Below are 23,904 nucleotides of genomic sequence, written 5' to 3' on the forward strand. Positions count from 1 at the left end.
GTTAGAACTTATACGCTAGCACGCTATAAAACGAGCCGCTTTAAAAACTCTAAAAGTCCTATTTTTAACCTCACCTTTCCTTATAACGGTTACACACATAAGTGGCTAACGCTTTGCGCTAAACCTTTTCGCTATTCATTCATTAATATCAACGTTTTTACGGCGTCATATAACAGTCCTACAGAACAAACAACACATATAACCCCTCTACTTATCAGCTCAGCAGGCCACATTAGGCCGTTCACTGAGCGTCGACATAGGACTGAAAAAAACACGCAAAACGTAAACAAACTTAACCCACCGTCTCAAAGACTCTCAGCATTCAACCTGCCATCAGATGGAGCAAATCATGAAAAATGTTGTTATAGCAGCTTACGTACGATCACCCCAAACTTTTGCCCATAAGGGTGCTTTAGCAACCCTAAGGCCAGACACACTGGTCTCTCAAGTGATCGCCGGCCTAGTTAGCAAAACAGGCATCGACTCAGGCTCACTAGAAGACATTATAATGGGCTGTGCTTTCCCAGAGGGCGAACAAGGTCTTAATATCGCCAGACTGAGTGGTTTGATGGCAGGAATACCCAACAGTGTTGCCGGGGTCACAGTTAATCGTTTTTGTGGCTCTTCTATGCAAGCCATTCATATGGCTGCCGGTGCTATTCAAATGAATGCAGGAGAAGCCTTTATTTGTGCTGGCGTTGAATCAATGAGTCGCATTCCCATGGGCGGGTATAACCCTATGCCAAACCCAGCCTTATTCAACACCCTACCAGCAGCCTATATCAGCATGGGGGAAACAGCTGAAAACGTTGCGAAACAATACCAATTGTCACGCTCACAACAAGACGAGTTTGCCATTGCTAGCCAACAAAAAGCTGCCGCCGCTCAGCAACAAGGCCGCTTTAAAGATGAAATCATCCCCATAGACTGTGATTCAATCATTGTTGAGATGGATGGCTGCATCCGAGCAAATACCAGCATCGAAGAGATGGCAGGATTAAAGCCCGCTTTCTCTACTGACGGAACCGTAACGGCGGCCAACTCTTCCCCGCTGACTGATGGCGCTTCAGCAACATTAGTTTGCAGCGAAGAGTACGCCATACAAAATAAATTAACGCCTTTGGCTCGAATTAACAGCATTGCTGTATCCGGTTGCGCTCCCAAAACAATGGGCCTAGGACCAATTTTCGCGACCAAAAAGGCCTTACAAAGAGCATCCTTAACGATTACAGATATAGACATCATTGAAATTAATGAAGCCTTTGCCAGTCAGTCTATCGCTTGTATTCAAGAACTTAAGGTTGATATTAATCGAGTTAATATTGATGGTGGCGCCATTGCTCTCGGTCACCCTCTTGGTGCGACAGGCGCTAGAATCACAGGAAAAGCAGCCGCTTTATTAAAGCGCGAAAACAAACACTATGCATTAGCCACTCAATGTATTGGCGGCGGGCAAGGTATTGCAACTATCCTGGAGTCTCTCTAATGAAAATAGACAGCATCGCCGTCATTGGCGCAGGCGTAATGGGCAGCGGCATTGCAGCCCAGATTGCGAATGCCGGTAAAAAAGTTTTGTTATTAGACATCGTTCCTGAGGGTGCCGAAGATCGCAGCATCATTGCTCAAACTGCCCTGAAAAAATTATTGAATACAAAACCAGCTGCGTTAATGCATAAACGTAACGCCAAAAACATTACACCTGGAAACCTAGAGGACAATTTCAATGATTTAGCCACTGTAGATTGGATAATAGAGGTAATTGTTGAACGCTTAGATTTGAAACAAGATTTATACAAAAAAATTGACGCAATACGTAAACCAGACTGCATCATTTCATCTAATACCTCCACACTCCCTCTTAGCGATTTAACAGCTGGAACATCCAAAGACTTCTCACGTCATTTTCTCATCACGCATTTTTTCAACCCACCTCGTTATATGCGATTATTAGAAATGGTTGTCGGGCCAGATACACAGCCAAAAGTTGTGGAATGCTTAAGTCATTTTTGTGATTACAAACTAGGCAAAGGGGTCGTCAAGTGCCATGACACACCCGGCTTTATTGCTAATAGAATTGGTACATATTGGATACAAACTGCCTTACTAGATGCCATTCGCCTAAAGCTAACCGTAGATGAGGCCGACAGCCTAGCGGGCACACCAATGGGCGTTCCTAAAACAGGCATTTTTGGCTTAATGGACCTAGTGGGCATTGATATCATGCCCTATGTTTTAGAGTCCATGGTTCACTCCTTACCTAAGCACGACCCATTTCAAGAACAAGCGGTTATTCCAGACATCGTAAAAAAAATGATTACCGATGGCTATATAGGTCGCAAGGGAAAAGGTGGATTTTATAGACTCAGTACGTTAAACGGTAAAAAAACCAAAGAGTCTATTAACTTAATAACTGGAGAATATGCCCCACACAAGCAAACAACATTAGAGTCACTAAAACCTTCAGTTAAAAAGGATCTACGAAAACTGGTTTCATTCGATGACAAAGGTGGTCAATTTGCTTGGTCAGTTTTATCAAAAACCTTGTGTTACTCAGCTTCTTTAGTTCCAGAAATAAGCGACAATATTGAATCCATCGATCGAGCTATGAAGCTAGGCTATAACTGGAAGTATGGCCCGTTCGAACTGCTCGATAAAGTCGGGGTTGATTGGTTTATCAATAAACTAAACGATAACCAACAACCCATCCCACCGTTCTTGTTAGCAGCACAAGGAAAAACCTTTTACTCCTTTGAAAACGAGCAGGCGTTAAGCTTAAACCTTGCCGGTGAGTATCGTCCGGTAGAAAAACACGAGGGGGTTTTAACATTAACCGATATCAAGCAAAGCCAACGCCCTATCAAGTCGAATTCATCCGCAAGCCTATGGGATATTGGTGATGGTGTTCTCTGCTTAGAGTTTCACAGCAAAATGAATTCGATTGACCCTGATATTTTAGCTCTGATTGGTAGTACAGTTGAGATCATTCCAACTAACTACAAAGCCTTAGTTTTGTACAATGAAGCCGACAACTACTCTGTTGGCGCCAACATTGGTTTAGCCTTATTTGCTGCTAACACAGCCGCTTGGCCACAAATAAATCAGATGGTGAAATCAGGGCAAGATACCTACAAAGCCATGAAATACGCCCCCTTTCCTGTTGTTGGTGCGCCATCTGGAATGGCTCTTGGAGGCGGCTGCGAAAGCTTGCTTCATTGTGATGCCATTCAAGCACACGCAGAGTCTTACCTCGGCTTAGTTGAAGTAGGCGTTGGGCTTATTCCATCATGGGGGGGCTGTAAAGAACTATTAACCCGCTGGATGCTAAACCCAATACGGGCTAAAGGTCCCATGCCAGCGATCAGCAAAGCATTCGAATTAATCAGCACTGCCACCGTCTCCAGCTCAGCAGAAGAAGCGAAAAGCCACTTATTCATGCGCCCAACAGATGGCATCACGATGAATCGTGAACGCTTATTATTTGACGCAAAACACAAAGCCTTAGAACTGGTTGATGGCTACCTTGCTCCTGAAGAAGCTGAGGTATCACTACCCGGCAGCACCGCACGTATAGCGCTTAATTTAGCCGTTAACAATTTTGTTAATACAGGCAAGGCAACACCCTACGACAGCACCGTTGCCGACCAATTAGCTATGGTATTGAGTGGAGGTGACACAGATATTACTGAACTCCATTCTGAAGATGGTTTATACGCACTCGAACGCCAAGCCTTTGTAACACTGATCAAAAATACTAATACATTAGATCGTATGCAGCACACACTAGAAACTGGCAAACCGCTGAGGAACTAAACATGGCTACATTAAAAGCGCCGATTGACGACATTAAGTATCTAATAAATGAATTTTTAGAAACTGACGAACTCAGTAACATACCTACTTTCTCAGAGATGACGACAGACCTGACAGATGCTATTTTTGAACAGGCTGGAAAGGTGTCCGAAACATTATTATTTCCTTTAAATAAAGCGGGTGATGAACAAGGCTGCACATACCATGATGGCGTCGTTACAACGCCTGATGGTTTTAAAGAAGCCTATCAAGAAATGACAGCCTCTGGCTGGGGGAATTTAACCTGTGATCCTAAATACGGCGGACAGGGCTTACCTCATTATATTGCCAATGCCGTTGATGAAATGCTTATTTCAAGCAATATGTCATTCACCATGTACATGGGGTTAACTATTGGTGCCTATAACGCAATCGAAAAATTTGCCCACGAAGATTTAAAAGAAAAATTTCTATCTAATATGGTCTCCGGGCAATGGAGTGGCACAATGTGTTTAACAGAACCTCAATGTGGCACAGATTTAGGGCTTATTCGAACAAAAGCGGTTCCACAAAGTGAGGGTAATTATCACCTTTCCGGCAGTAAAATCTTTATTAGCGCTGGCGAGCATAACTTAACAGAAAACATAATACACCTAGTATTAGCAAGAACCCCAGATGCCCCTTCAGGAATCAAAGGAATTAGTTTGTTTTTAGTGCCCAAGTTCAACGTTCATGATGATGGAACCCTGGCAGAACTCAACGGTGTTTTTTGTAGCGGAATAGAACATAAAATGGGCATTAACGCCTCATCCACCTGCTCTATAGAGTTTGATAACGCGAAAGGTTTTCTTGTTGGCGAGCTAAACAAAGGGATGAAAGCGATGTTTGTTATGATGAACAGCGCTAGGCTCCATGTTGGTATTCAAGGCTTGGCCATTGCTCAAGCCTCTTATTGCAGTGCTAAAGATTACGCTAAAGAACGTCTTCAAGGCAGAGCTCTTAGTGGGGCAAAGTACCCCGAACAAGCTGCCGACCCACTGATCGTTCACCCTGACATTAGACGCATGCTGATGACAATGAAGGCTTACACAGAAGGTGCGCGAGCCTTAAGTAGCTGGTTATCTTACAAACTTGACCTATCCCAGCATGCTGATAACAAACAACAAAGGCAAGAAGCAGATGAGCTTGTTTCTTTATTAACACCGGTCTTTAAATCATTTCTTACTGATATTGGAGAAACAGTCACTAGCCTAGGTATACAAGTATACGGTGGCCATGGTTATATCCGTGAAAATGGAATGGAACAGTATTTACGAGATGCAAGAATTAGTAAAATTTATGAAGGTGCAAATGGCATTCAAGCGCTTGATTTAGTCGGTCGAAAATTACCCGAGCAAATGGGTAAATATTTACGGCATTTCTTTCACCCCATCTCTAACTTTCTTGAGCAATATGCTAACGATAAGCCGTTAACAGCCTATATATTACCCTTACAGAAATCATTTTCAAGATTACAACAAGCAACTCTCTTTATTGCACAAAAAGGGTTATCAGACCCAGATGAAGCTGCTACCGCTGCTAGCGATTACCTAAATATGTTTGGTTTAGTCGCTCTTGGTTATATGTGGGCAAAAATGGCTGAACAAATCACCTATCGTAAAGGCGAAATGAGTGCCGATTTTTACGATGCAAAACTCAAAACAGGCCTATTTTATATGCAACGCCTCTTGCCTCAAACAGGCTCTCTACTGTCTAACATCTTGGCTGGCTGTAATAGCACCATGAGCCTTAAGGAAGAGCAGTTTTAACCATCAAGGTATGAGCATAAAAAAGCCCTGAATTAACAGGGCTTTTTCACTCCATGAAAAGCTCTACATTACATCCAGTTGAATATTTTCACGATTTTTATCAACCGTAGACGCGCCTATACCTTTTATTTTAGTCAGTTCTTTCAGGCTTTTGAAGGCACCATTTTTTTCACGGTAATTAACAATCGCTTCTGCTTTAGCTGGGCCAACACCTTTAAGTTCTTTTGCAATATCATCGGCATCCGCTGTGTTTATATTTACTGCCAATGCCATGAAAGAAAAGCAAAAACAACTTAATGAAACCAATACTATAATAATCTTTTTCATAAATATCCTTATTCATTTACGTTGATTAAACATCCTTATTCCATACAACCGTATTTACTTTCGTCTATTTAGATAGCCTACGTCTATACGTAAAACCTTAAAGTGTTATCGGTAAAGACTTACAGAATACCTTTTATATTTCGATCGGTTCAATAACCCCCCAGTCTTGGCAACTTGGACAACACCAATTTAAATCAACTGAAGTAAACCCACACTGTTTACATTGAAAATTTTGTACGTCATTATCGAACTGTTTAATAATACTTTTTAAGAACTCAAGCTCGGTATTTTTATCCGGCCGTGTAATCCCTGCATACAATTTCAAATAACTTTTCGACGGATGTTGACGTAACTTTTTATGCATGAAAGCAGATGCTTCTTCCAAGCCTTTGTGTTCCAACAGCACATCTAAAAAGCGACTGACAACAATGGTTGATTCATTGCTCTCTTGAAGTTCAGACAAGAAATCAAATTTTTGTTTTGATTGGCCTAGTCGGTCATAGCAGTTAAGTATTAAATCAATAAATACAGGCACAAACTTTCTATCTTGATCCATTATTTTTAACAATAATTTCAATGCTTGCTTATACTCACCTTTAGCCACCTCAATTTCCGCACTAATAATATTGACCCTGACACACAATGGATCTATTTTAAGCGCTTTTCTCAAGTGGTTTTTGATAATATCCGCATCCTCTTCAAAACGATACAATAGTGCTGCTTCACAGTGTAAATGGGACAGTAGTAAAGGTTGCTTTTTGAATTCGATTGATTCAAGTCTTGTCGCATAATCTATCGCTTTTAACCATTCTTTTTCTTGTTGAAAAATAGACAATAATTGTCGAACCGCATTAACTTCATGAAGCTCCATTTTTTCTAATTCAAGAAAAATATTCTCGGCTCGATCAAGTAGTCCGGCACGCATATAATCCAAACCGAGTTCATTTAAAATATTGGCTCGCGTATCTAGGCTAATTTGAGGCCTCGCAATAAGATTTTGATGCAGACGGATGGATTTTTCTACTTCACCGCGCTGACGAAATAACGTACCCAATGCAAGGTGCGTTTCTATGGTTTCATCATCTACTTCTAATAAATCAATAAAAACATCAATCGCCTTATCAGGCTGCTCATTTAACAAATAGTTGATGCCTTTAAAAAAGCCTTCATATTCGTTAGAAGGCTTTTTTAACTTCGCATTATAATGTCTAAATGCTACGTACCATCCACTGGCTGCTGCTACCGGTAGCAGCATTATTGCAAATTCAAACATTCAATTAATTTATCTGTTTAGCGGGGTATGTTCTTAAACTAGAAACTTCTTTTTTGGTAACTGCCGCTTCTTTTGACAATTTCGAGTAACGTTGTCGTAACATCAAATTACTCCAAATTTTTGAGCTTAACCCCAGCACGGCACCTAATATAAACGCTGACAGTAACGCAAAAGAGAGTGGCATCTCAAGCCAGCCATAGTAATAGTTAATTTTGATAGGCGCGGAGTTTAAAACCGATAGTACAAAGCCCACGACTAGAACAATAACGAAAACTAATAAATATATGAATTTCATACGCACCTTCTTAGCCTTTATATGTAGCTTATCAAACAATGTGTACTTGATTATAACAAGCTAAAATTATATTTAGTTCTTTTCTTCGAGCAAAAAAAAGCCCCTTAAAAGGGGCTTTTTTTATTTAATTCTGTAACTTTCTTTTGCATTATCTACCCGAGACCTTAGTTCTTTCCCCGGTTTAAAGTGAGGAACATACTTCCCTGATAAGGCAACCGATTCGCCATTTTTCGGATTTCTACCAATTCTTGGTGGACGATAGTGCAACGAAAAACTACCAAACCCTCTAATTTCAATTCTTTCACCAGAGGATAGCGCCCTACTCATTCTTTCTAAGATGCATTTTACAGCCAACTCAACATCTTTATAGGGCAGATGTACTTGCTGATCTGCTAATTTTTCAATTAATTCTGATTTTGTCACGTTATCACCTTAAGTAGACATTAGGCGGAATACATTATCCCGCCTAATGTTCGACTCTTTTTACTTATCTTCCATGGAGTTCTTAAAGATATCACCCAATGTCGGTGTGCTAGCATTTTGAGCAGAGTAGTCGCTCAATACTGCTTTCTCTTCATCATCATCTTTAGCTTTTACAGATAAATTAATGGTTTTGTTCTTACGATCAACCCCAATAAATTTAGCTTCAACCTCATCCCCTTCGGTCAGTAAGTTTCTAGCATCATCCACTCGGTCTCTATTAAGCTCTGAAGCACGTAAGTAGCCTTCAATACCTTCTGCTAATTGAATAACCGCGCCTTTCGCATCAACTTCTTTTACCGTTCCTTTGACAAGACTATTTTTATCATTCGATGCCAAGAACTCTTGGAAAGGATCCTGTTCTAACTGCTTAATGCCTAATGAGATTCTCTCACGCTCAGAGTCAATCGCTAGAATAACAGTTTCAATTTCCATTCCTTTTTTGTAATTTTGCAGGTCTTCTTCAGCTTTCTCATCCCAAGAAATATCAGACAAATGTACCAAACCGTCAATATCACCATCCAATCCAATAAAGACACCAAAGTCAGTAATAGACTTAATAAGGCCTTTAATTTTGTCGCCTTTCTTATGAATCGCTGAGAAGTCTTCCCATGGGTTTCCTTTACATTGTTTCATACCCAATGAAATACGACGGCGAGTATCATCAATTTCAAGCACCATCACTTCAACTTCGTCACCTAATGATACGATTTTAGCTGGGTTAACATTTTTGTTAGTCCAATCCATTTCTGACACGTGAACAAGACCTTCGATGCCGTCTTCAATTTCAATAAAGCAACCGTAATCTGTTAAGTTTGTTACTTTACCACTCAGTTTAGAGTTAACTGGGTAACGGTCTAAAATATTAACCCAAGGATCTTCACCCAACTGTTTCATGCCAAGTGAAACACGTTTCTTCTCTTCGTCATAACGAAGCACAAGAACTTCAATATCCTGACCGATTTCGATCACTTCGGATGGGTGTTTAACACGCTTCCAAGCCATATCGGTAATATGTAACAAACCATCTACGCCGCCCAAATCGATAAATGCACCGTAATCGGTAAGATTTTTTACAACCCCTTTAAGGATAGCGCCTTCTTTCAAGTTTTCTAATAATGCTTCACGCTCTGCGCTGTATTCTGTTTCTAGAACTGCTCGACGAGAGACAACAACATTGTTACGTTTTTCATCTAATTTGATGACTTTAAACTCAAGGTCTTTGCCTTCTAAGAAGGTTGTATCTCTAAGTGGACGTACATCCACAAGTGATCCTGGTAAGAAGCCACTTAAGCCACCTACTTCAACAGTAAAGCCACCACGTACTTTGCCAGTGATAACACCTGTTACTGTTTCTTTTTCTTCTGCTGCTTTTTCTAGGAATTTCCAGGCTGCAGCTTTTTTCGCCTTATCTCTCGATAATAGTGTTGAGCCTAAGCCGTCTTCCACCATATCCAATACAACTTCAACTTCATCGCCAATCGCAACCTCTAGCTCACCAGAGGCGTTAACAAACTGCCAACGTGGCACATTGCCTTCTGATTTCAGGTTTGCGTTAACAATAACTGAGTCGTTAGTAATATCCACTACTAAACCGGTGATCAGTGTGCCCGGTGTTAGTTCAGCGGACTTAATGCTTTCTTCAAATAGTTCTGCGAAATTTTCGCTCATGATGTTCTCTTTATAAATTTTTTAACGTCCTAAGACCTTAAAAAAAGGGTTAAGTTAAAAAAAGGCTTGAGTCATTCGAGCTCAAACCACCTTTATTTCTCGGTAACGAGAGTACCCAAACTGTCGGATACGTTTTATTTGTTTTTCAGTAAATTTAGAACTTGCTGTACAACCTCTTCTATAGTGCAAAGAGATGAGTCTATGTAAACAGCATCTGTCGGCACTACCAACGGAGAAGCACGGCGATTTTTATCTCGCTCATCTCTTCGCTCAATATCTTGAATAACATCAGTCAGGTTAGCACTTATTCCTTTTTCAATCAACTGCTTATAACGCCTTTTTCCACGCTCGGCCGCGTTTGCTGTCAAATACACTTTGTGTGTCGCAGTTGGAAATACAACACTCCCCATATCTCTTCCATCGGCGACTAAGCCTGGCGGCTTCAAAAAAGATTGTTGCTTAGCTAACAAACCATCTCGCACTCTCTTAAATACGGCTATTTTTGAAGCAACATCCCCAACCTGTTCGGTTTGTAATTCATTCTGTACTTCTTGCCCGTTTAGCAAAACCGACCAGTTTCCCAGTTCTGTTCGCTTAAACTCTAATTCAATATCTCTAACCAAATCTGCAAGCGCGTCTTCATTCTTAAGATCCACTTTAGACCTGATCGCTGCTACACCCAGTGCGCGATATAGTGCACCACTATCCAAATAACGCCAGCCTAATTTTTCAGCAATACGCTTGGAAATAGACCCTTTTCCTGAACCACTTGGACCATCAATTGTTAAAACTGGAATTAAATTACTCATTTTGCCGCTAACTCAAAACCACTTTGAGTCGCTAACTCAACAAAATTAGGGAAGGACGTCGCTACATTTTCGCAATTATTAATTTTAATAGCTCCCCTTGACTGTAGACCAGCTACCGCAAACGCCATCGCGATTCGATGATCATCAAAACTCTCTACTTCTCCGCCTTGCACAGCCCCTCCATTAATAATCATACCATCGGCTGTAGCCTGGGCATCTACGCCTAATGTTTGTAAGCCATCAGCCATTGTTTGAATCCGATCACTTTCTTTTACACGCAACTCTTCGGCGCCCGTTACAATTGTTTGACCCTCAGCATAAGCAGCGGCAACAAAAATGACTGGAAACTCGTCTATGGCTAAAGCAACTAAATTTTCAGGTACGTCTATACCTTTTAATTGACAGCTTTTGACCCGTATGTCTGCTACTTTTTCTCCACCCACTACTTTTTCATTTAGTAGCTGAATATCGGCGCCCATCTTTAATAAAATATCGATAATGCCTGTCCGTGTTGCATTCACGCCAACATGTTGGAGTGTAATATCTGAATTGGGTGTAATCGAGGCCGCCACAAGAAAAAATGCTGCCGAAGAAATATCACCCGGCACATCAATTGACATACCTTTAAGTGTCCCTCCCCCCTCTATTGAAACCACATTGCCTTCCGTTTTTACCGAGTAACCGAAGCCCTTCAACATACGTTCTGTATGGTCCCTAGTAATTGCAGGCTCAATCACCTCTGTTGTCCCTTCTGCGTATAAACCCGCTAATAACAAACACGACTTCACTTGGGCGCTACCCATTGGCATCTTATATTGAATACCACGTAAGGGCGCGCCACCATGAACTTTTAAAGGTGATGTACCTGCATCAGTGCTTTCAACTGCTGCACCCATCAATAATAGTGGGTCTAAGACCCGACGCATTGGACGTTTGGTTAATGAATGATCACCTGTCAGCGTGCTGTCAAATTTTTGGCCAGCCAATATACCCGATAATAAGCGCATCGAGGTTCCTGAATTACCAACATATAAGTCCTCTTGCGGCGCTTTAAGCCCATGCAAACCGACTCCATTTATACGTAGCCGACCTTCACCTAATCGTTCAATATCAACACCCATAAGTTGAAATGTTTCTAAGGTTGCCAAGGCATCTTCGGCTTCTAAAAAACCACTGACTTGCGTGACACCCTCTGCCAAGCTACCTAACATAATAGCTCGATGTGAAATTGATTTATCGCCAGGGACACGAAATTGCCCCTTTAGTCCCTGACTGAGGCTTGATAACATTGTATTCATTGAATTTTACTTTTTTTGAAGGCTTAAAAAATATTTCCGCGCACTTTGTGCTGATTTAAATATCTCTAATAAACCTTGTTTATCTTTTGCATCGATTAACGATGATATCTTCTGGTTAAGTTGCTCTAACTCTTTCATTACATTAAGTAACTCAGGCCCATTTGCTAGGCAGATGTCCGCCCACATTTCTGGGTCACTTGATGCAATACGTGTAAAATCTTTAAATCCACCGGCAGCGTATTCAAATATCTCACGTTCATCTTGTTTATTTTTCAGCACTTCTACTAATGAGAACGCTAATACATGGGGTAAATGACTTGTCGCAGCAAACACCTCATCGTGATGCTGAGGGCTCATTATAGACACCTCTGCACCCATTTTCTCCCACCATGTTTGACATAGGTCAGTGAGCTGCTGATCTGTCGACTCAGTGGGCGTAAGGATACTACGTTTTCCTTCAAATAAACGATCACTGGACGCTTCTACACCGTTATTTTCCGAGCCTGCAATCGGATGCGCTGGCACAAAATTACTGGGCACCTCAGCAAAAACGCTTTCTAAAGCGTCTAAAACGCTAGCTTTTGTACTGCCAGCATCCGTATACAAGCACTCTTTTGACCATGTGGTTTTTAGTTGCTGGAAAATTGATTCAAAAGCCCCAACAGGTGAGCAAATAACGATAATATCAGCGTTTTTTGTCGCTAATGGAATGGACAGCTCATACCCATCAATAACACCTAATTCAACTGCTTTTTGTAAATGCTTCTCGCTTCGCCCTACGCCAATAACTTCTTCACATAAGTTGTTTTTCTTTGATGCCCTTGCAATAGAGCCGCCAATTAAGCCAACACCAATGATGCACATTTTCTTAAACATGCTAGATCACCTTCTTCAGCGCACTTAATAAAACCTCATTTTCTTCGGCTAAGCCAACTGATACTCTAAGATAGTCAGGCATGTTATACCCTGCTATAGGGCGTACAATGACCGCCTCATGCAGTAATTTCGTGTAAATATCTGCCGCTTTTTCACCGACATTTAGCGAGATAAAGTTTCCAGCAGAAGGGATATAGCTCAGCGCTAGTTTCTCAAAACCACTAGCGAGTTGTTGTAAGCCTTGTTTGTTTAATTCACGGCTTTTATCAATGTAGGCATCATCTTGTAACGCAGCCTCGGCAGCAACTAAGCCCAAAGAATTTACATTGAATGGGTGTCTCACCCTATTGAGCAAATCGGCAATATCCGGGTGACTGACCGCATAACCTATTCTCAGCCCAGCTAGCCCATATGCTTTTGAAAAAGTTCTGGTAATAATTAAATTTGGATAGCGCTGTAGCCAACGGGTTGTATCAACGACATTTTGTGGTTCCAAGTATTCGCAATATGCTTCATCAAGAACCACAATAATGTGTTTAGGTATTTTCTTTATGAACTGCTCCAATTGGTCTGGCTCTATCCACGTTCCTGTGGGGTTATTTGGGTTAGCAATAAAAATAACTGACGTTTTTTCACTAACTAACCTCCCCATCGTCTCAAGATCGTGCCCATAAGCGTCAAGCTCATCAGGCAAACGGGCTTTAGCGACTCGTGCAGTAGCACCTACAGATTGCGTAGCTATGGAGTACACAACAAACGCATATTCAGAGTAGATACATTCTCGCCCCATGCTTAAGAACACCCGAGCAATAACATCTAGAACATCGTTTGAACCATTACCCAGTGTAATCATATCAGCGTTTACACCGAGTTTTTCTGACAAGGCTTTTTTTAAATAAAAACCGTTGCCATCAGGGTACATTGAAATATCATTCAACGAGTTCTGTATCGCTTTTTTAACCCTCTCACTTGGGCCCAAGGGGTTTTCATTTGAGGCTAACTTAATAATATTATCAAGTCCCAGCTCACGCTGTAATTCATCAATAGGCTTCCCGGGCTGATAGGGGAACAGGCCATTAATAGGCTCAAACGCCAAATCACAAAAATTATTTTTTATAGACATTATTATTATTGCTTTCCGGCAACCCTTTGCTTTATTTTTAAATAACCGCTTTGGGATAAGAGCCCAATACTTTTAATAGATTCACATTAGGCAGCAATTCTTGTAATACTGTGGACACTTTTTCATCGTCTTGATGACCATCAATATCAACAAAGAATACATAGTCCCAAGCTGCTTGCCTTGACGGTCTAGATTCTATTTTATTTAGACTAATACCTGCATATGCAAACGGTGCTAATACACTTTGCAAAGCACCAGCAATGTTCTTTGTAGAAATCATCATGCTGGTCTTATCATCGCCACTTGGTGGTACTTCTTGCTGACCGATGACCAAGAACCGTGTTGTATTATTTGGCTCATCTTCAATATTGCTGGCCAACATATTTAATTGGTATAAATCAGATGCTATTTCACCCGCAATCGCCGCAGCCCCTTCTTCACTCGCAAGCCTTGCCGCTTCAGCATTACTGCTTACCGCTATAGTTTCTACGCCGGGTAAATGCGACATAAGCCACTGCCGGCATTGCGCTAAGGATTGTTGGTGCGAATAAACCACCTTAACTTGATCTAGTGCTTCAACATTGGTCAACAAATGATGATGAATCCTTAACGCTACTTCTCCGCAAATCTGTAAGGCTGAATTCATGAAAATGTCTAGCGTATGACTAATCACACCTTCTGTAGAATTTTCAACCGGCACCACACCATAGTGAGCCTCTCCATTTTCCACCTCATGAAAAATATCAGCAATGGTCGCCGTCTCAACAGTGTGTACAGCATGTCCAAAATGTTTTAAGGCAGCTTCTTGCGTAAAGGTGCCTGACGGACCAAGGTAAGCCACCGTCAGCGGCTTTTCCAGCGCCAAACACGATGACATTAATTCACGATAAATTCGTGCCACATGCTCATCTTTTAAAGGCCCTGGGTTTTGCTCCTTAACACGCCTTAAGACCGAAGCCTCACGGTCTGGACGATAAAAATCTACCGTTTCTCCTTCACGTAACTTTACAGCCGCAACCGCTTTTGCCAAATCAGCTCGCTGATTAAACAGGGTTAATAATTGACTATCTAGCTCATCGATAGCGCCTCTTAACTCAGATAATGAATCATTAACACCCATGCTCACCTCTTAAATCGTTCTAACAGATAGAACACCATCAATGGCTTTAATTTGATCAACGACGTCTTTTGTAATTTCTGTATCCACATCTAATAAGGTATACGCCAAGTCGCCTCTCGATTTATTCAATAAATCTAAGATGTTATGACCTGTTTCTGCAAGAATACTCGAAATTTGCCCAACCATATTAGGTACATTAGAATTTGCTATAGCCATACGGTAACCACTCACTCGTGGCATCTTGACTTGTGGAAAATTCACCGAGTTTTTGATATTTCCATTTTCTAGGAAATCCTTTAATTGATCAGCAATCATAATTGCACAATTTTCTTCAGCTTCCCCTGTAGAAGCCCCAAGGTGTGGCAAGGTAATGACACGCGGGTGATCTTTTAATAGGTTACTTGGAAAATCACAAATGTATGAATACAGCTTACCGGCATTTAACGCTTCAACAACGTCTTCATCATTTACAATTCCATTGCGAGAAAAATTCAAAATAATCGCATTATCATTCATCGTGTTAATACGACGTGCATTAATGAGGTTCTTTGTTCCCTCATTAAACGGCACGTGGATCGTCACAAAATCAGACTTTGCTAACAACTCATCGACTGTATTTGCAGACTCAATAGATGATGATAGCTGCCACGCACGCTCAACAGTCAACGCTGGGTCATATCCTACAACGTTCATGCCTAAATCTCGCGCCATATTCGCCACGGATGTGCCAATCGCACCTAAGCCAATAACGCCTAATGTACGACCTGGTAATTCAAAGCCTACAAATTTTTTCTTAACTTGCTCTACTTCTTTACTAATGGACTCGTCATCGCCTGTAAGGTTTTTTGCACATTCCCACGCCTGACATATATTTCGGCAACCTAAAAGCATACCTGTTAAAACTAATTCTTTTACCGCATTTGCATTAGCGCCTGGTGCATTAAACACAGGAACACCTCGTGCACTCATTTTCTCAATGGGTATATTATTAACACCGGCACCGGCCCGTCCAATTGCTAAAACACTTTCAGGTATATCTACATTATGCAGCTTTAAAGAACGCAGCATATAAGCATCTGGGTTTTGAATTTCAGAGGCCACTTCATAGGTCTCTCTTGGAAATTTCTCAAGGCCTTTTACAGAAATGTTGTTCAATGTTTGTATTTTGTACATGTTTACTAACCTATAAATTATTAACTGTTTGTCTATGCCTTTGTTCTTTCAAACTCAGCCATCATACTGATCAATGCATCAACCCCTTCTTCTGGCATTGCATTATAAATGCTGGCACGCATACCCCCTACTGATCGATGACCCTTTAAAGTGACTAGGCCAGCTGATTTAGCTTCACTTAAAAATAAGCCCTCTAATTCAGCATTTGCCAAGGTAAATGGAATATTCATTCTTGATCGTGAGGTCAACTCGACAGGGTTTGCATAAAAATCTGAGTTATCAATCGCAGCATAAAGTTTTTCAGCCTTACGAACATTTTGTGCTTCTATCGCTGACACACCGCCTTGCTCTTTTATCCACTCAAACACTAAGCCCATTAAGTACCAGCTGTAGGTGGCAGGTGTATTAAACATTGACCCTGCATCTGCATGATTTTTATAATCCATCATGGACGGCGAACCGGCCTTCACATTGCCAATCAAGTCTTCACGCACTATTGTAAGTGCTATACCCGATGGCCCCATATTCTTCTGACCGCCAGCATAAATGACACCAAACTTACTGACATCAAACTCTCTAGATAAAATATTTGATGACATGTCCGCAACCAAATCTATATCACCTACATCGGGTATAGAGTGAAATTCAACACCACCAATGGTTTCATTACTGGTGTAATGCAAGTAGGCCGCATTTTGATCAACATCCCAACTGTCTACTGCTGGGATTGTAGTGAAGTTAGTCGATTCTGAGCTGGCCGAAATGTGCACATTGCTATGAATTTTAGCTTCTTTAATGGCTTTTTTAGACCAAGCACCTGTATTGACATAACAGGTTTTATCTTTACCGCGAAGTAAATTCATCGGCACCATTGAAAATTGGGTTGTTGCACCACCTTGTAAAAATAGAACCTTATAGTTCTCAGGAACGTTCATTAGTTCTCGAACATCGGCTTCTGCTTTTTCTGCAATTGAAATGAAGTCTTTCCCACGGTGACTCATTTCCATAACAGACATACCCGAGTCATGCCACTCAAGCATTTCTTGTTGGGCTTTTTTCAATACGTCTACAGGTACTGCAGCCGGGCCGGCACTGAAATTATATACACGGGACATCTAACTCTCCTTAAAACAATTAATCTGTAATTTCTTCATCAAGGGCGACTTCTTCACCCTCTTCATCATCTAAGCTAGCAATACGATCTAAACCGATGACTTTTTCATTCTTAGCGGGACGAATAACACGAACACCTTGTGTATTTCTCCCTAAAATTGATATTTCACTGGTTCGCGTTCTAACCAATGTACCGCCATCGGTGATCAGCATTAGCTCGTCGCTTTCATCTACCAAGACAGCACCGACCAACGCACCATTACGTTCACTGGTTTGCATTGCTATAACCCCTTGCCCACCACGCTTATGAATCGGATACTCTTCAATTTTTGTGCGCTTACCGTAACCATTTTGGGTTAATGTTAAAACAGTGCCTGGTTCTGAAATAATCAATGAAATAATATGTTCTTCATCTTTTAAACGCATACCACGAACACCACTTGCTGTACGTCCCATCACCCGAACATCTGCCTCTTTAAAACTAGCTACCTTGCCTGAGCTAGCAAATAACATAACGTCTTTTTCGCCATCGGTGACTGCAACGCCAACTAAGGTATCGTCATCACGCAAATCAATAGCAATTTTGCCGTTCGCACGTGGTTTTTCAAACTCTTTAATATGGGTCTTTTTAACCGTGCCCGATTCAGTAGCCATGAAAATATATTCATCTTCATTGAACTCACGAATTGGCAAAATAGCGTTAATACGCTCGTCACTTTCTAGCGGCAGCAAATTGACAATCGGTTTACCTCTCGCAACCCTACTGGCCACCGGCAAATTGAACACGCGCAACCAATAGACTTTCCCTTTACTCGAGAAACATAAAACTGTGTCATGTGTGTTGGCAATAAACAGCTTATCAATAAAGTCTTCATTCTTTGTGTTTGCGGCTGTTTTACCCTTTCCACCACGACGTTGCGCAGTATATGAAGTAAGCGGCTGTGATTTCACATAACCCTCATGCGACAAAGTCACCACCATATCTTCTTCGGTAATTAAATCTTCTGCCGTGAGGTTTAAAAACTTATCAACAATTTCTGTTCTACGCTCTTCTTTATATTCTTCTATCAGTGCTTTCAGCTCTTCACTGATCACTGACATCAAGCGATCCCTGTTCGCCAAAATATCTAAAAGGTCATCAATTACAACAAGAAGATCTTTATATTCTTGAAGAATCTTATCTTGCTCAAGCCCTGTCAAACGGTGTAGACGCAACTCTAAAATAGCCTGCGCTTGCGCAGGAGACAAATGATAACGCCCATCAACAATGCCATATTGCTCTTCAAGCTTATCTGGGCGAGAACGGCTTGAGTCTGCTTTTGATAATAAGTCAGCTACTAAACCAGGCTCCCAAGCTGCTCCCAGCAAGCTCACCTTTGCTTCGGCCGGGGTCTTTGCTGCCTTAATCATCGCGATCATTTCATCAATGTTCGACAACGCAATCGCTAACCCTTCTAGGGTATGAGCACGCTCACGCGCTTTACGTAAGTCATAAATTGTTCTGCGCGTTACGACTTCACGTCGATGATCAATAAACGCATTAAGGATTTGCTTAAGATTCAAACATTTAGGGCGACCATCGATCAGCGCCACCATGTTAATACCGAACACATTCTGAAGTTGCGTGTGTTGATATAAATTATTGATAATCACTTCAGGCACTTCGCCACGTTTAAGCTCTATCACCATACGCATGCCGTCTTTATCTGACTCATCACGCAGGCCTGAAATACCTTCTAGCTTGCCATCTTTAACAAGATGAGCAATTTTCTCCATCAAGCGTGCTTTATTTACTTGATACGGCAATTCAGTGACGATAATAGACAACTTACTATTTGAGCTTTCTTCGCCTTCAACATGGTAACGCGCACGTAGGTAAATTTTACCGCGGCCTGTTTGGTAAGCTTCGCGAATACCGGTAGCACCATTGATAATACCTGCCGTTGGAAAATCAGGCCCTGGAATATATTCCAGCAATTGATCAATGGTTGTTTCAGGCTCCTCAATCAAACGCAGACATGCTGAGGTTACTTCCGCAAGATTATGTGGCGGAATATTCGTCGCCATGCCCACCGCTATACCAGACGAACCATTAATGAGCAGTAAAGGAGCTCGCGCAGGCAATACACTGGGTTCGTGCTCTGATTCATCGTAGTTAGCAGTAAAATCAACTGTTTCCTTATCTAGGTCAGTTAACATTTCATGCGACAACTTTGACATTCTGATTTCGGTATACCGCATCGCCGCTGCAGAATCACCATCAACTGAACCAAAGTTACCCTGACCATCCACCAACATATGACGCATAGAAAAAGGCTGTGCCATCCGAACGATGGTGTCATACACAGCGGTATCACCATGAGGGTGATATTTACCAATAACATCCCCAACAATACGGGCGGATTTCTTATAAGGTTTATTCCAATCGTTGTTCAACACATTCATTGCGTACAACACCCTACGGTGCACTGGCTTTAAGCCATCACGTACATCTGGCAAGGCTCTCCCAACAATAACACTCATCGCGTAGTCTAAATAAGACTGGCGCATCTCATCTTCAATATTGACGGGGATCGTTTCTTTTACAAGCTCAGACATGTATCGGTATCTCCTAGGATGCCAAATAATTCAAAAAAACATTAAGAAAGCGATAAAAATATACTTCACATCAGCTTTTTATCGCCAAAAAATTTATGCTAAATAAAGCCGAAATTATACCCGAAAAACGGTGCTCTTGATAACTTTGTTTGCCCGCACAAAACAATGCTTCTAAGCTTTCGCCATTACATCGCCATAAAATATGGCCTTAAGAAGCCGCTACGCCCTATACTGAACCATAGAAACAAACCCTGCGTGCTACTCGGCTCTTTTATCAACAACTGAGCACGACTTTACTTCTCCACCACTACGCACGAGATTACGCCCAGATTTTTTTGCCTGATACAAAGCCTTATCGGCAACATCTATTAACTGACTACCCCCCAAAGGCTTAGATACCCCTGGTTCTGCAACAACAAACGTTGAAACACCAATTGAAACGGTCAGCGCTAGTGAACTTTCGCCGGCCATTTCTATTGAGGCATTAGCAACCGACTGCCGCATCCTTTCTGCTACTTCAATACCCTTCTTCTCAGAGGCAGTTGGCAATATCGCCACAAACTCTTCACCACCATAACGCGCCAGAATGTCATTTGCTCGCAATTGACCACGTAATGTCTCCGCCACGTGTCGAAGCGCCAGATCACCTACTTGATGCCCAAAGTTATCGTTCACCGCCTTAAAAAAGTCTATATCAATAAACAAACACGACAGACTATCACCCGTTCTTAAGCAGCGAAGCATCTCTTCATCCATCCGTTGTTCAAAGAACCGCCTATTATTCACCCCTGTCAGCGTATCAAATAGGCTAGTGCGCCTGAGCTGTTCATAATTCAGCGTGTTTTCCATGCACACGCTCATCACCTTACCTAGACGCTCCAAAAAATATGTCGCCATTTCTACTTGAAAACGTCCCTCATCTTCACTACCAAACACCATACAGCCCAGATAAATACCACGCCGCACAAGAGGAATAATCGCTACTGTCTTTGGCGCTGTTTTATTAGCTGGCCAAAAAACCTGGGGTAGGACATCATTAGCAGCGCCTAGCAAAATTCGTTGAGACAAACCCAGCTCATCTTTAAACACCCCTCCCTTAGATAAAAAAATAATATTCGGGTATTCATCAAACCTAAAACCATCCTCGGTAAGAAACTGCTTTATCTCATCATCTTCATCTGCGAGCACCAACGATAAAGAGTCGAGATTAAAGGCTAACTGGGCATCGTCGTTAATATGCTCAATTAATTCACGTAAAGAATTCAGTGACAATAAACGCATTTCCAAGTCTTGAAAACGTTTCAACATTTCCTCATTCTTTTGCGCACGCGAAATCATGCCATCCATATGGCTTTGTAACACGCAAACTTGCGTTTCTAAATCGGCATCCATAGCGTTACAGTTATATTCAGTCCTTTGCTATTAGCTTTATTAAATCGTCTTCTGATAATACCGTCACCCCTAGCGACTGGGCTTTTTTCAACTTTGAACCAGCATCCTCCCCGGCAACAACATAATCGGTTTTTTTCGAGACGCTTCCAGTCACTTTTGCACCCAATAATTGCAAGGCTTCTTTCGCTTCAATACGCCCCATCGTCGACAATGTACCGGTCAACACAAAGACTTTACCTGATAAAGCCTGATCATCTTGGGGAACTGCTTCAACATTGGGCCAACTAACCCCTAAGTTTTTCAAGCTCGCTATTACCTCACGGTTATGCGCCAACTCAAAGAAAGCCACGATATGTTGTGCAACAATAGGCCCAACATCAGGCACCTTCTCCAACTCTTCAACAGTGGCACTCTGTATCACATCCAGCTGTCCAAAATAGCTCGATAAGCTTGCCGCAGTCACCTCGCCTACTTCTCGAATACCCAACGCATACAGAAACTTCGGCAGGGTCGTTACCTTGCTTTTTTCAAGTGCCGCGATAATATTACTGGCAGACTTATCGGCCATTCGCTCCAAACTCGACAACTGCTCGTGAGTTAATCGATACAAATCAGCCGGCGTTTTAACTAAATCCTGAGCGACTAATTGCTCAATAATCTTGTCACCCAACCCATCTATATCCATCGCCTTACGTGAGGCAAAATGCTTGATCGACTCTTTCACTTGAGCACGACAAAACAAGCCAGCTGGACAACGTGCGATCGCCTCTCCCTCGGCGCGCTCCACTGTTGACCCGCACACAGGACAAGACACTGGCATTTCAAAAAGCTGCGATGCAGGCTTTCTCTTTTCCAATACAACAGAAACAATTTCTGGAATCACATCGCCGGCACGCCTGACAATCACCGTATCACCCACACGAACATCTTTCCTGCGCATTTCACCTTCGTTATGTAACGTGACATTCGTAACGGTAACCCCACCAACAAAAACAGGTGCCAATCGAGCAACCGGCGTAATGGCTCCTGTTCTACCCACTTGCACATCAATCCCTATTACTTCGGTCATTTTTTCTTGTGCTGGAAATTTACGTGCTATTGCCCAACGCGGCGCTCTTGACACAAAACCAATGGCTTTCTGCAAGGCAAAATCGTTAACTTTATAAACGACCCCGTCAATCTCATAAGGTAATAGCGCTCTTTTTTGCGCCAACACTTGATAGGCTTGGTGACATTGCTGCATGCCCCTTGCTGTCGTCACCTGATCACTCACTGGCAAACCCCATGTAGCCAACAGCTGAAACAGCGCCTGTTGTGTCTGCGGTAGCTCGTAACCCTCTACCACCCCAATACCATAGCTATAAAAAGCCAGTGGACGGGTTGCTGTTATTTTTGAATCTAGCTGCCTCAAACTACCTGCAGCGGCATTTCTTGGATTAGCAAAAGGCTTTTCACCTAACGCCAATGCCTGTTGATTCAGCTGCTGAAAACCAGACAACGGCATAAACACTTCACCCCTGACCTCTAGCCTCAATGGTAGATTATCGCCTTTTAAACTGAGTGGAATGGCACCAATAGTTTTAACATTTTCGGTAACGTCTTCGCCTCGTTTACCATCCCCTCTTGTTGCAGCACGTACTAACACACCGTCCGCATACAACAAAGAAATAGCTAAGCCATCCAATTTCGGCTCGACAAGGTATTCGATATCTTCAAACCCGTCAGCTCGCTCTCGCACTCGCTTATCAAATGCCTCAAACTCATCATCGTCAAAGGCATTATCTAATGACAGCATCGGCACCGCATGCTCTACCTGCTGAAATGAGTCTAACGGAGCTGAACCGACGCGCTGCGTCGGCGAATCATCACTCATTAGCTCTGGGTTTTCAGCCTCTAATAACTGAAGCTCTCGCAATAAGGCATCGTAATCGGCATCAGGAATTTTTGGTGCGTCGTACTGATAATAATTCTGGTTATGTTGATTTATCTCTTCACGTAGCGTCTGCACACGTCGCTTAACATCGTCATGCATTGTCATAAATTAGAAAGCTGTGACTGAATATTCATAATGTTATCTGGTCTCAACTCGTTCATTTCAGCATCGACCAATCTCGCCTCTAGGCGCTGACTTAATTCACGCGCCACATTCAACATATTTTCAAACGCTTCACTTGGTTGCGCGACATCACTGACTTGAAAAAACAATATGATCCCTGTTGATTCAAACTCAGTCATATTACCCACAGGAAAAGTGCCTGGCTCTAATATATTTGCCACGTGAAACTGTTGCGCCTCAACACCATCATGTCGCTGGTAATAATGGAAAATCCCCATATCACCGAACTCAAGACCTAAGGCTGTAAACGCATCTATCAAAGCTGTACCCAATAACGAGCCGCCACTGTGAGGCAAAACAACCAGTTGAATGACCAATGCCTGCTCTGCCACTGGCACATCCTCCACTGGATCAACGGGTGAAGGGTCTGACTCTTGCGCTTCAGGCACGTCCACATGCTCATGAATGGTCGGGGCCTGCTGTTCGTCCAATACCGCAGAAAAGGACGGCTCACCACCTATCACCGGATCCACTCGCTCATCAAATGCCGAGTCATCTAGCTCTTCTTGTTGAACGGTCGCTTTCTTTTTTTCTAGCACGTCATAAAAATATATCCCCAACAATATGACCATACCCACTAAGAGCAATATTAACCTTAACGAGTTTTCTTCCATTTTCTATCCTTAAAAATTCGTTTATTTAG

General features: G+C 42.1%; 19 protein-coding genes. 3 read left to right on the top strand and 16 right to left on the bottom strand.

Annotation, left to right across the window (positions count from 1 at the left end):
* Positions 1–349: 349 nt before the first annotated feature.
* The 3 genes from CPC19_RS09210 to CPC19_RS09220 are packed head-to-tail and all read left to right on the top strand — an operon-like array spanning position 350 to position 5,597.
* Positions 350–1,486: a thiolase family protein gene (locus CPC19_RS09210; RefSeq protein ID WP_016389677.1), complete on the top strand. Its 1,137-nt coding sequence runs from the start codon at positions 350–352 to the stop codon at positions 1,484–1,486.
* A complete protein-coding gene (locus CPC19_RS09215) occupies positions 1,486–3,810 on the top strand; it encodes a 3-hydroxyacyl-CoA dehydrogenase/enoyl-CoA hydratase family protein (protein WP_016389678.1) in 2,325 nt (774 codons plus the stop codon). The genes CPC19_RS09210 and CPC19_RS09215 overlap by 1 nt, the downstream gene beginning before the upstream one ends.
* A gap of 2 nt (positions 3,811–3,812) precedes the next feature.
* Complete coding sequence (locus CPC19_RS09220; RefSeq protein ID WP_016389679.1) at positions 3,813–5,597, top strand: acyl-CoA dehydrogenase C-terminal domain-containing protein; 1,785 nt, start codon at positions 3,813–3,815, stop codon at positions 5,595–5,597.
* A 63-nt stretch (positions 5,598–5,660) separates the two neighbouring features.
* Here CPC19_RS09220 and CPC19_RS09225 read toward each other — a convergent pair whose 3' ends face one another.
* The 16 genes from CPC19_RS09225 to CPC19_RS09295 all read right to left on the bottom strand — a co-directional run bounded on the left by CPC19_RS09225 (position 5,661) and on the right by CPC19_RS09295 (position 23,875).
* Entirely contained in the window at positions 5,661–5,924 is a 264-nt protein-coding gene (locus CPC19_RS09225; RefSeq protein ID WP_016389680.1) for a ComEA family DNA-binding protein, read from the bottom strand.
* Between the two features lie 133 nt (positions 5,925–6,057).
* Positions 6,058–7,197, bottom strand: a complete 1,140-nt coding sequence (lapB, locus tag CPC19_RS09230) for a lipopolysaccharide assembly protein LapB (protein WP_016389682.1) — start codon at positions 7,195–7,197, stop codon at positions 6,058–6,060.
* A 4-nt stretch (positions 7,198–7,201) separates the two neighbouring features.
* The gene (locus CPC19_RS09235; RefSeq protein WP_015005502.1) at positions 7,202–7,492 is read right to left on the bottom strand and encodes a lipopolysaccharide assembly LapA domain-containing protein; all 291 of its coding nucleotides are present in this window, start codon (positions 7,490–7,492) and stop codon (positions 7,202–7,204) included.
* 120 nt (positions 7,493–7,612) lie between these two features.
* Entirely contained in the window at positions 7,613–7,915 is a 303-nt protein-coding gene (locus tag CPC19_RS09240; RefSeq protein ID WP_015005501.1) for an integration host factor subunit beta, read from the bottom strand.
* A 60-nt stretch (positions 7,916–7,975) separates the two neighbouring features.
* Positions 7,976–9,643, bottom strand: coding sequence for a 30S ribosomal protein S1 (rpsA, locus tag CPC19_RS09245; protein WP_016389683.1), 1,668 nt, complete (start codon positions 9,641–9,643; stop codon positions 7,976–7,978).
* 134 nt (positions 9,644–9,777) lie between these two features.
* Positions 9,778–10,452 (bottom strand): (d)CMP kinase, encoded by a 675-nt coding sequence (gene cmk / locus CPC19_RS09250; protein WP_016389684.1) that lies wholly within the window; start codon positions 10,450–10,452, stop codon positions 9,778–9,780.
* Entirely contained in the window at positions 10,449–11,750 is a 1,302-nt protein-coding gene (gene aroA, locus CPC19_RS11900; RefSeq protein ID WP_016389685.1) for a 3-phosphoshikimate 1-carboxyvinyltransferase, read from the bottom strand. Before aroA ends, cmk begins: the two co-directional genes overlap by 4 nt.
* 6 nt (positions 11,751–11,756) lie before the next feature.
* A complete protein-coding gene (locus CPC19_RS11905; RefSeq protein ID WP_016389686.1) occupies positions 11,757–12,626 on the bottom strand; it encodes a prephenate dehydrogenase/arogenate dehydrogenase family protein in 870 nt (289 codons plus the stop codon).
* Position 12,627: 1 nt separating this feature from the next.
* Complete coding sequence (hisC, locus tag CPC19_RS09260; RefSeq protein ID WP_015005496.1) at positions 12,628–13,749, bottom strand: histidinol-phosphate transaminase; 1,122 nt, start codon at positions 13,747–13,749, stop codon at positions 12,628–12,630.
* Positions 13,750–13,786: 37 nt separating this feature from the next.
* Complete coding sequence (pheA, locus tag CPC19_RS09265) at positions 13,787–14,869, bottom strand: prephenate dehydratase (RefSeq protein WP_016389687.1); 1,083 nt, start codon at positions 14,867–14,869, stop codon at positions 13,787–13,789.
* 9 nt (positions 14,870–14,878) lie between these two features.
* A complete protein-coding gene (locus CPC19_RS09270; protein ID WP_015005494.1) occupies positions 14,879–16,042 on the bottom strand; it encodes a phosphoglycerate dehydrogenase in 1,164 nt (387 codons plus the stop codon).
* A 32-nt stretch (positions 16,043–16,074) separates the two neighbouring features.
* A complete protein-coding gene (gene serC / locus CPC19_RS09275; RefSeq protein WP_016389688.1) occupies positions 16,075–17,157 on the bottom strand; it encodes a 3-phosphoserine/phosphohydroxythreonine transaminase in 1,083 nt (360 codons plus the stop codon).
* Between the two features lie 19 nt (positions 17,158–17,176).
* Positions 17,177–19,753 carry a DNA gyrase subunit A gene (gene gyrA / locus CPC19_RS09280; RefSeq protein WP_016389689.1) on the bottom strand — a complete coding sequence of 859 codons (2,577 nt, stop codon included), beginning with the start codon at positions 19,751–19,753 and terminating at the stop codon, positions 17,177–17,179.
* Between the two features lie 258 nt (positions 19,754–20,011).
* Positions 20,012–21,145, bottom strand: coding sequence for a sensor domain-containing diguanylate cyclase (locus CPC19_RS09285; RefSeq protein WP_016389691.1), 1,134 nt, complete (start codon positions 21,143–21,145; stop codon positions 20,012–20,014).
* A 16-nt stretch (positions 21,146–21,161) separates the two neighbouring features.
* Positions 21,162–23,183, bottom strand: a complete 2,022-nt coding sequence (gene ligA / locus CPC19_RS09290) for an NAD-dependent DNA ligase LigA (protein ID WP_015005490.1) — start codon at positions 23,181–23,183, stop codon at positions 21,162–21,164.
* Positions 23,180–23,875 carry a cell division protein ZipA C-terminal FtsZ-binding domain-containing protein gene (locus CPC19_RS09295; protein ID WP_015005489.1) on the bottom strand — a complete coding sequence of 232 codons (696 nt, stop codon included), beginning with the start codon at positions 23,873–23,875 and terminating at the stop codon, positions 23,180–23,182. The genes ligA and CPC19_RS09295 overlap by 4 nt, the downstream gene beginning before the upstream one ends.
* Between the last annotated feature and the right edge of the window lie 29 nt (positions 23,876–23,904).

The organism is Cycloclasticus sp. PY97N (genome assembly GCF_002443175.1).
GTDB classification, from domain to species: Bacteria; Pseudomonadota; Gammaproteobacteria; order Methylococcales; family Cycloclasticaceae; genus Cycloclasticus; species Cycloclasticus pugetii.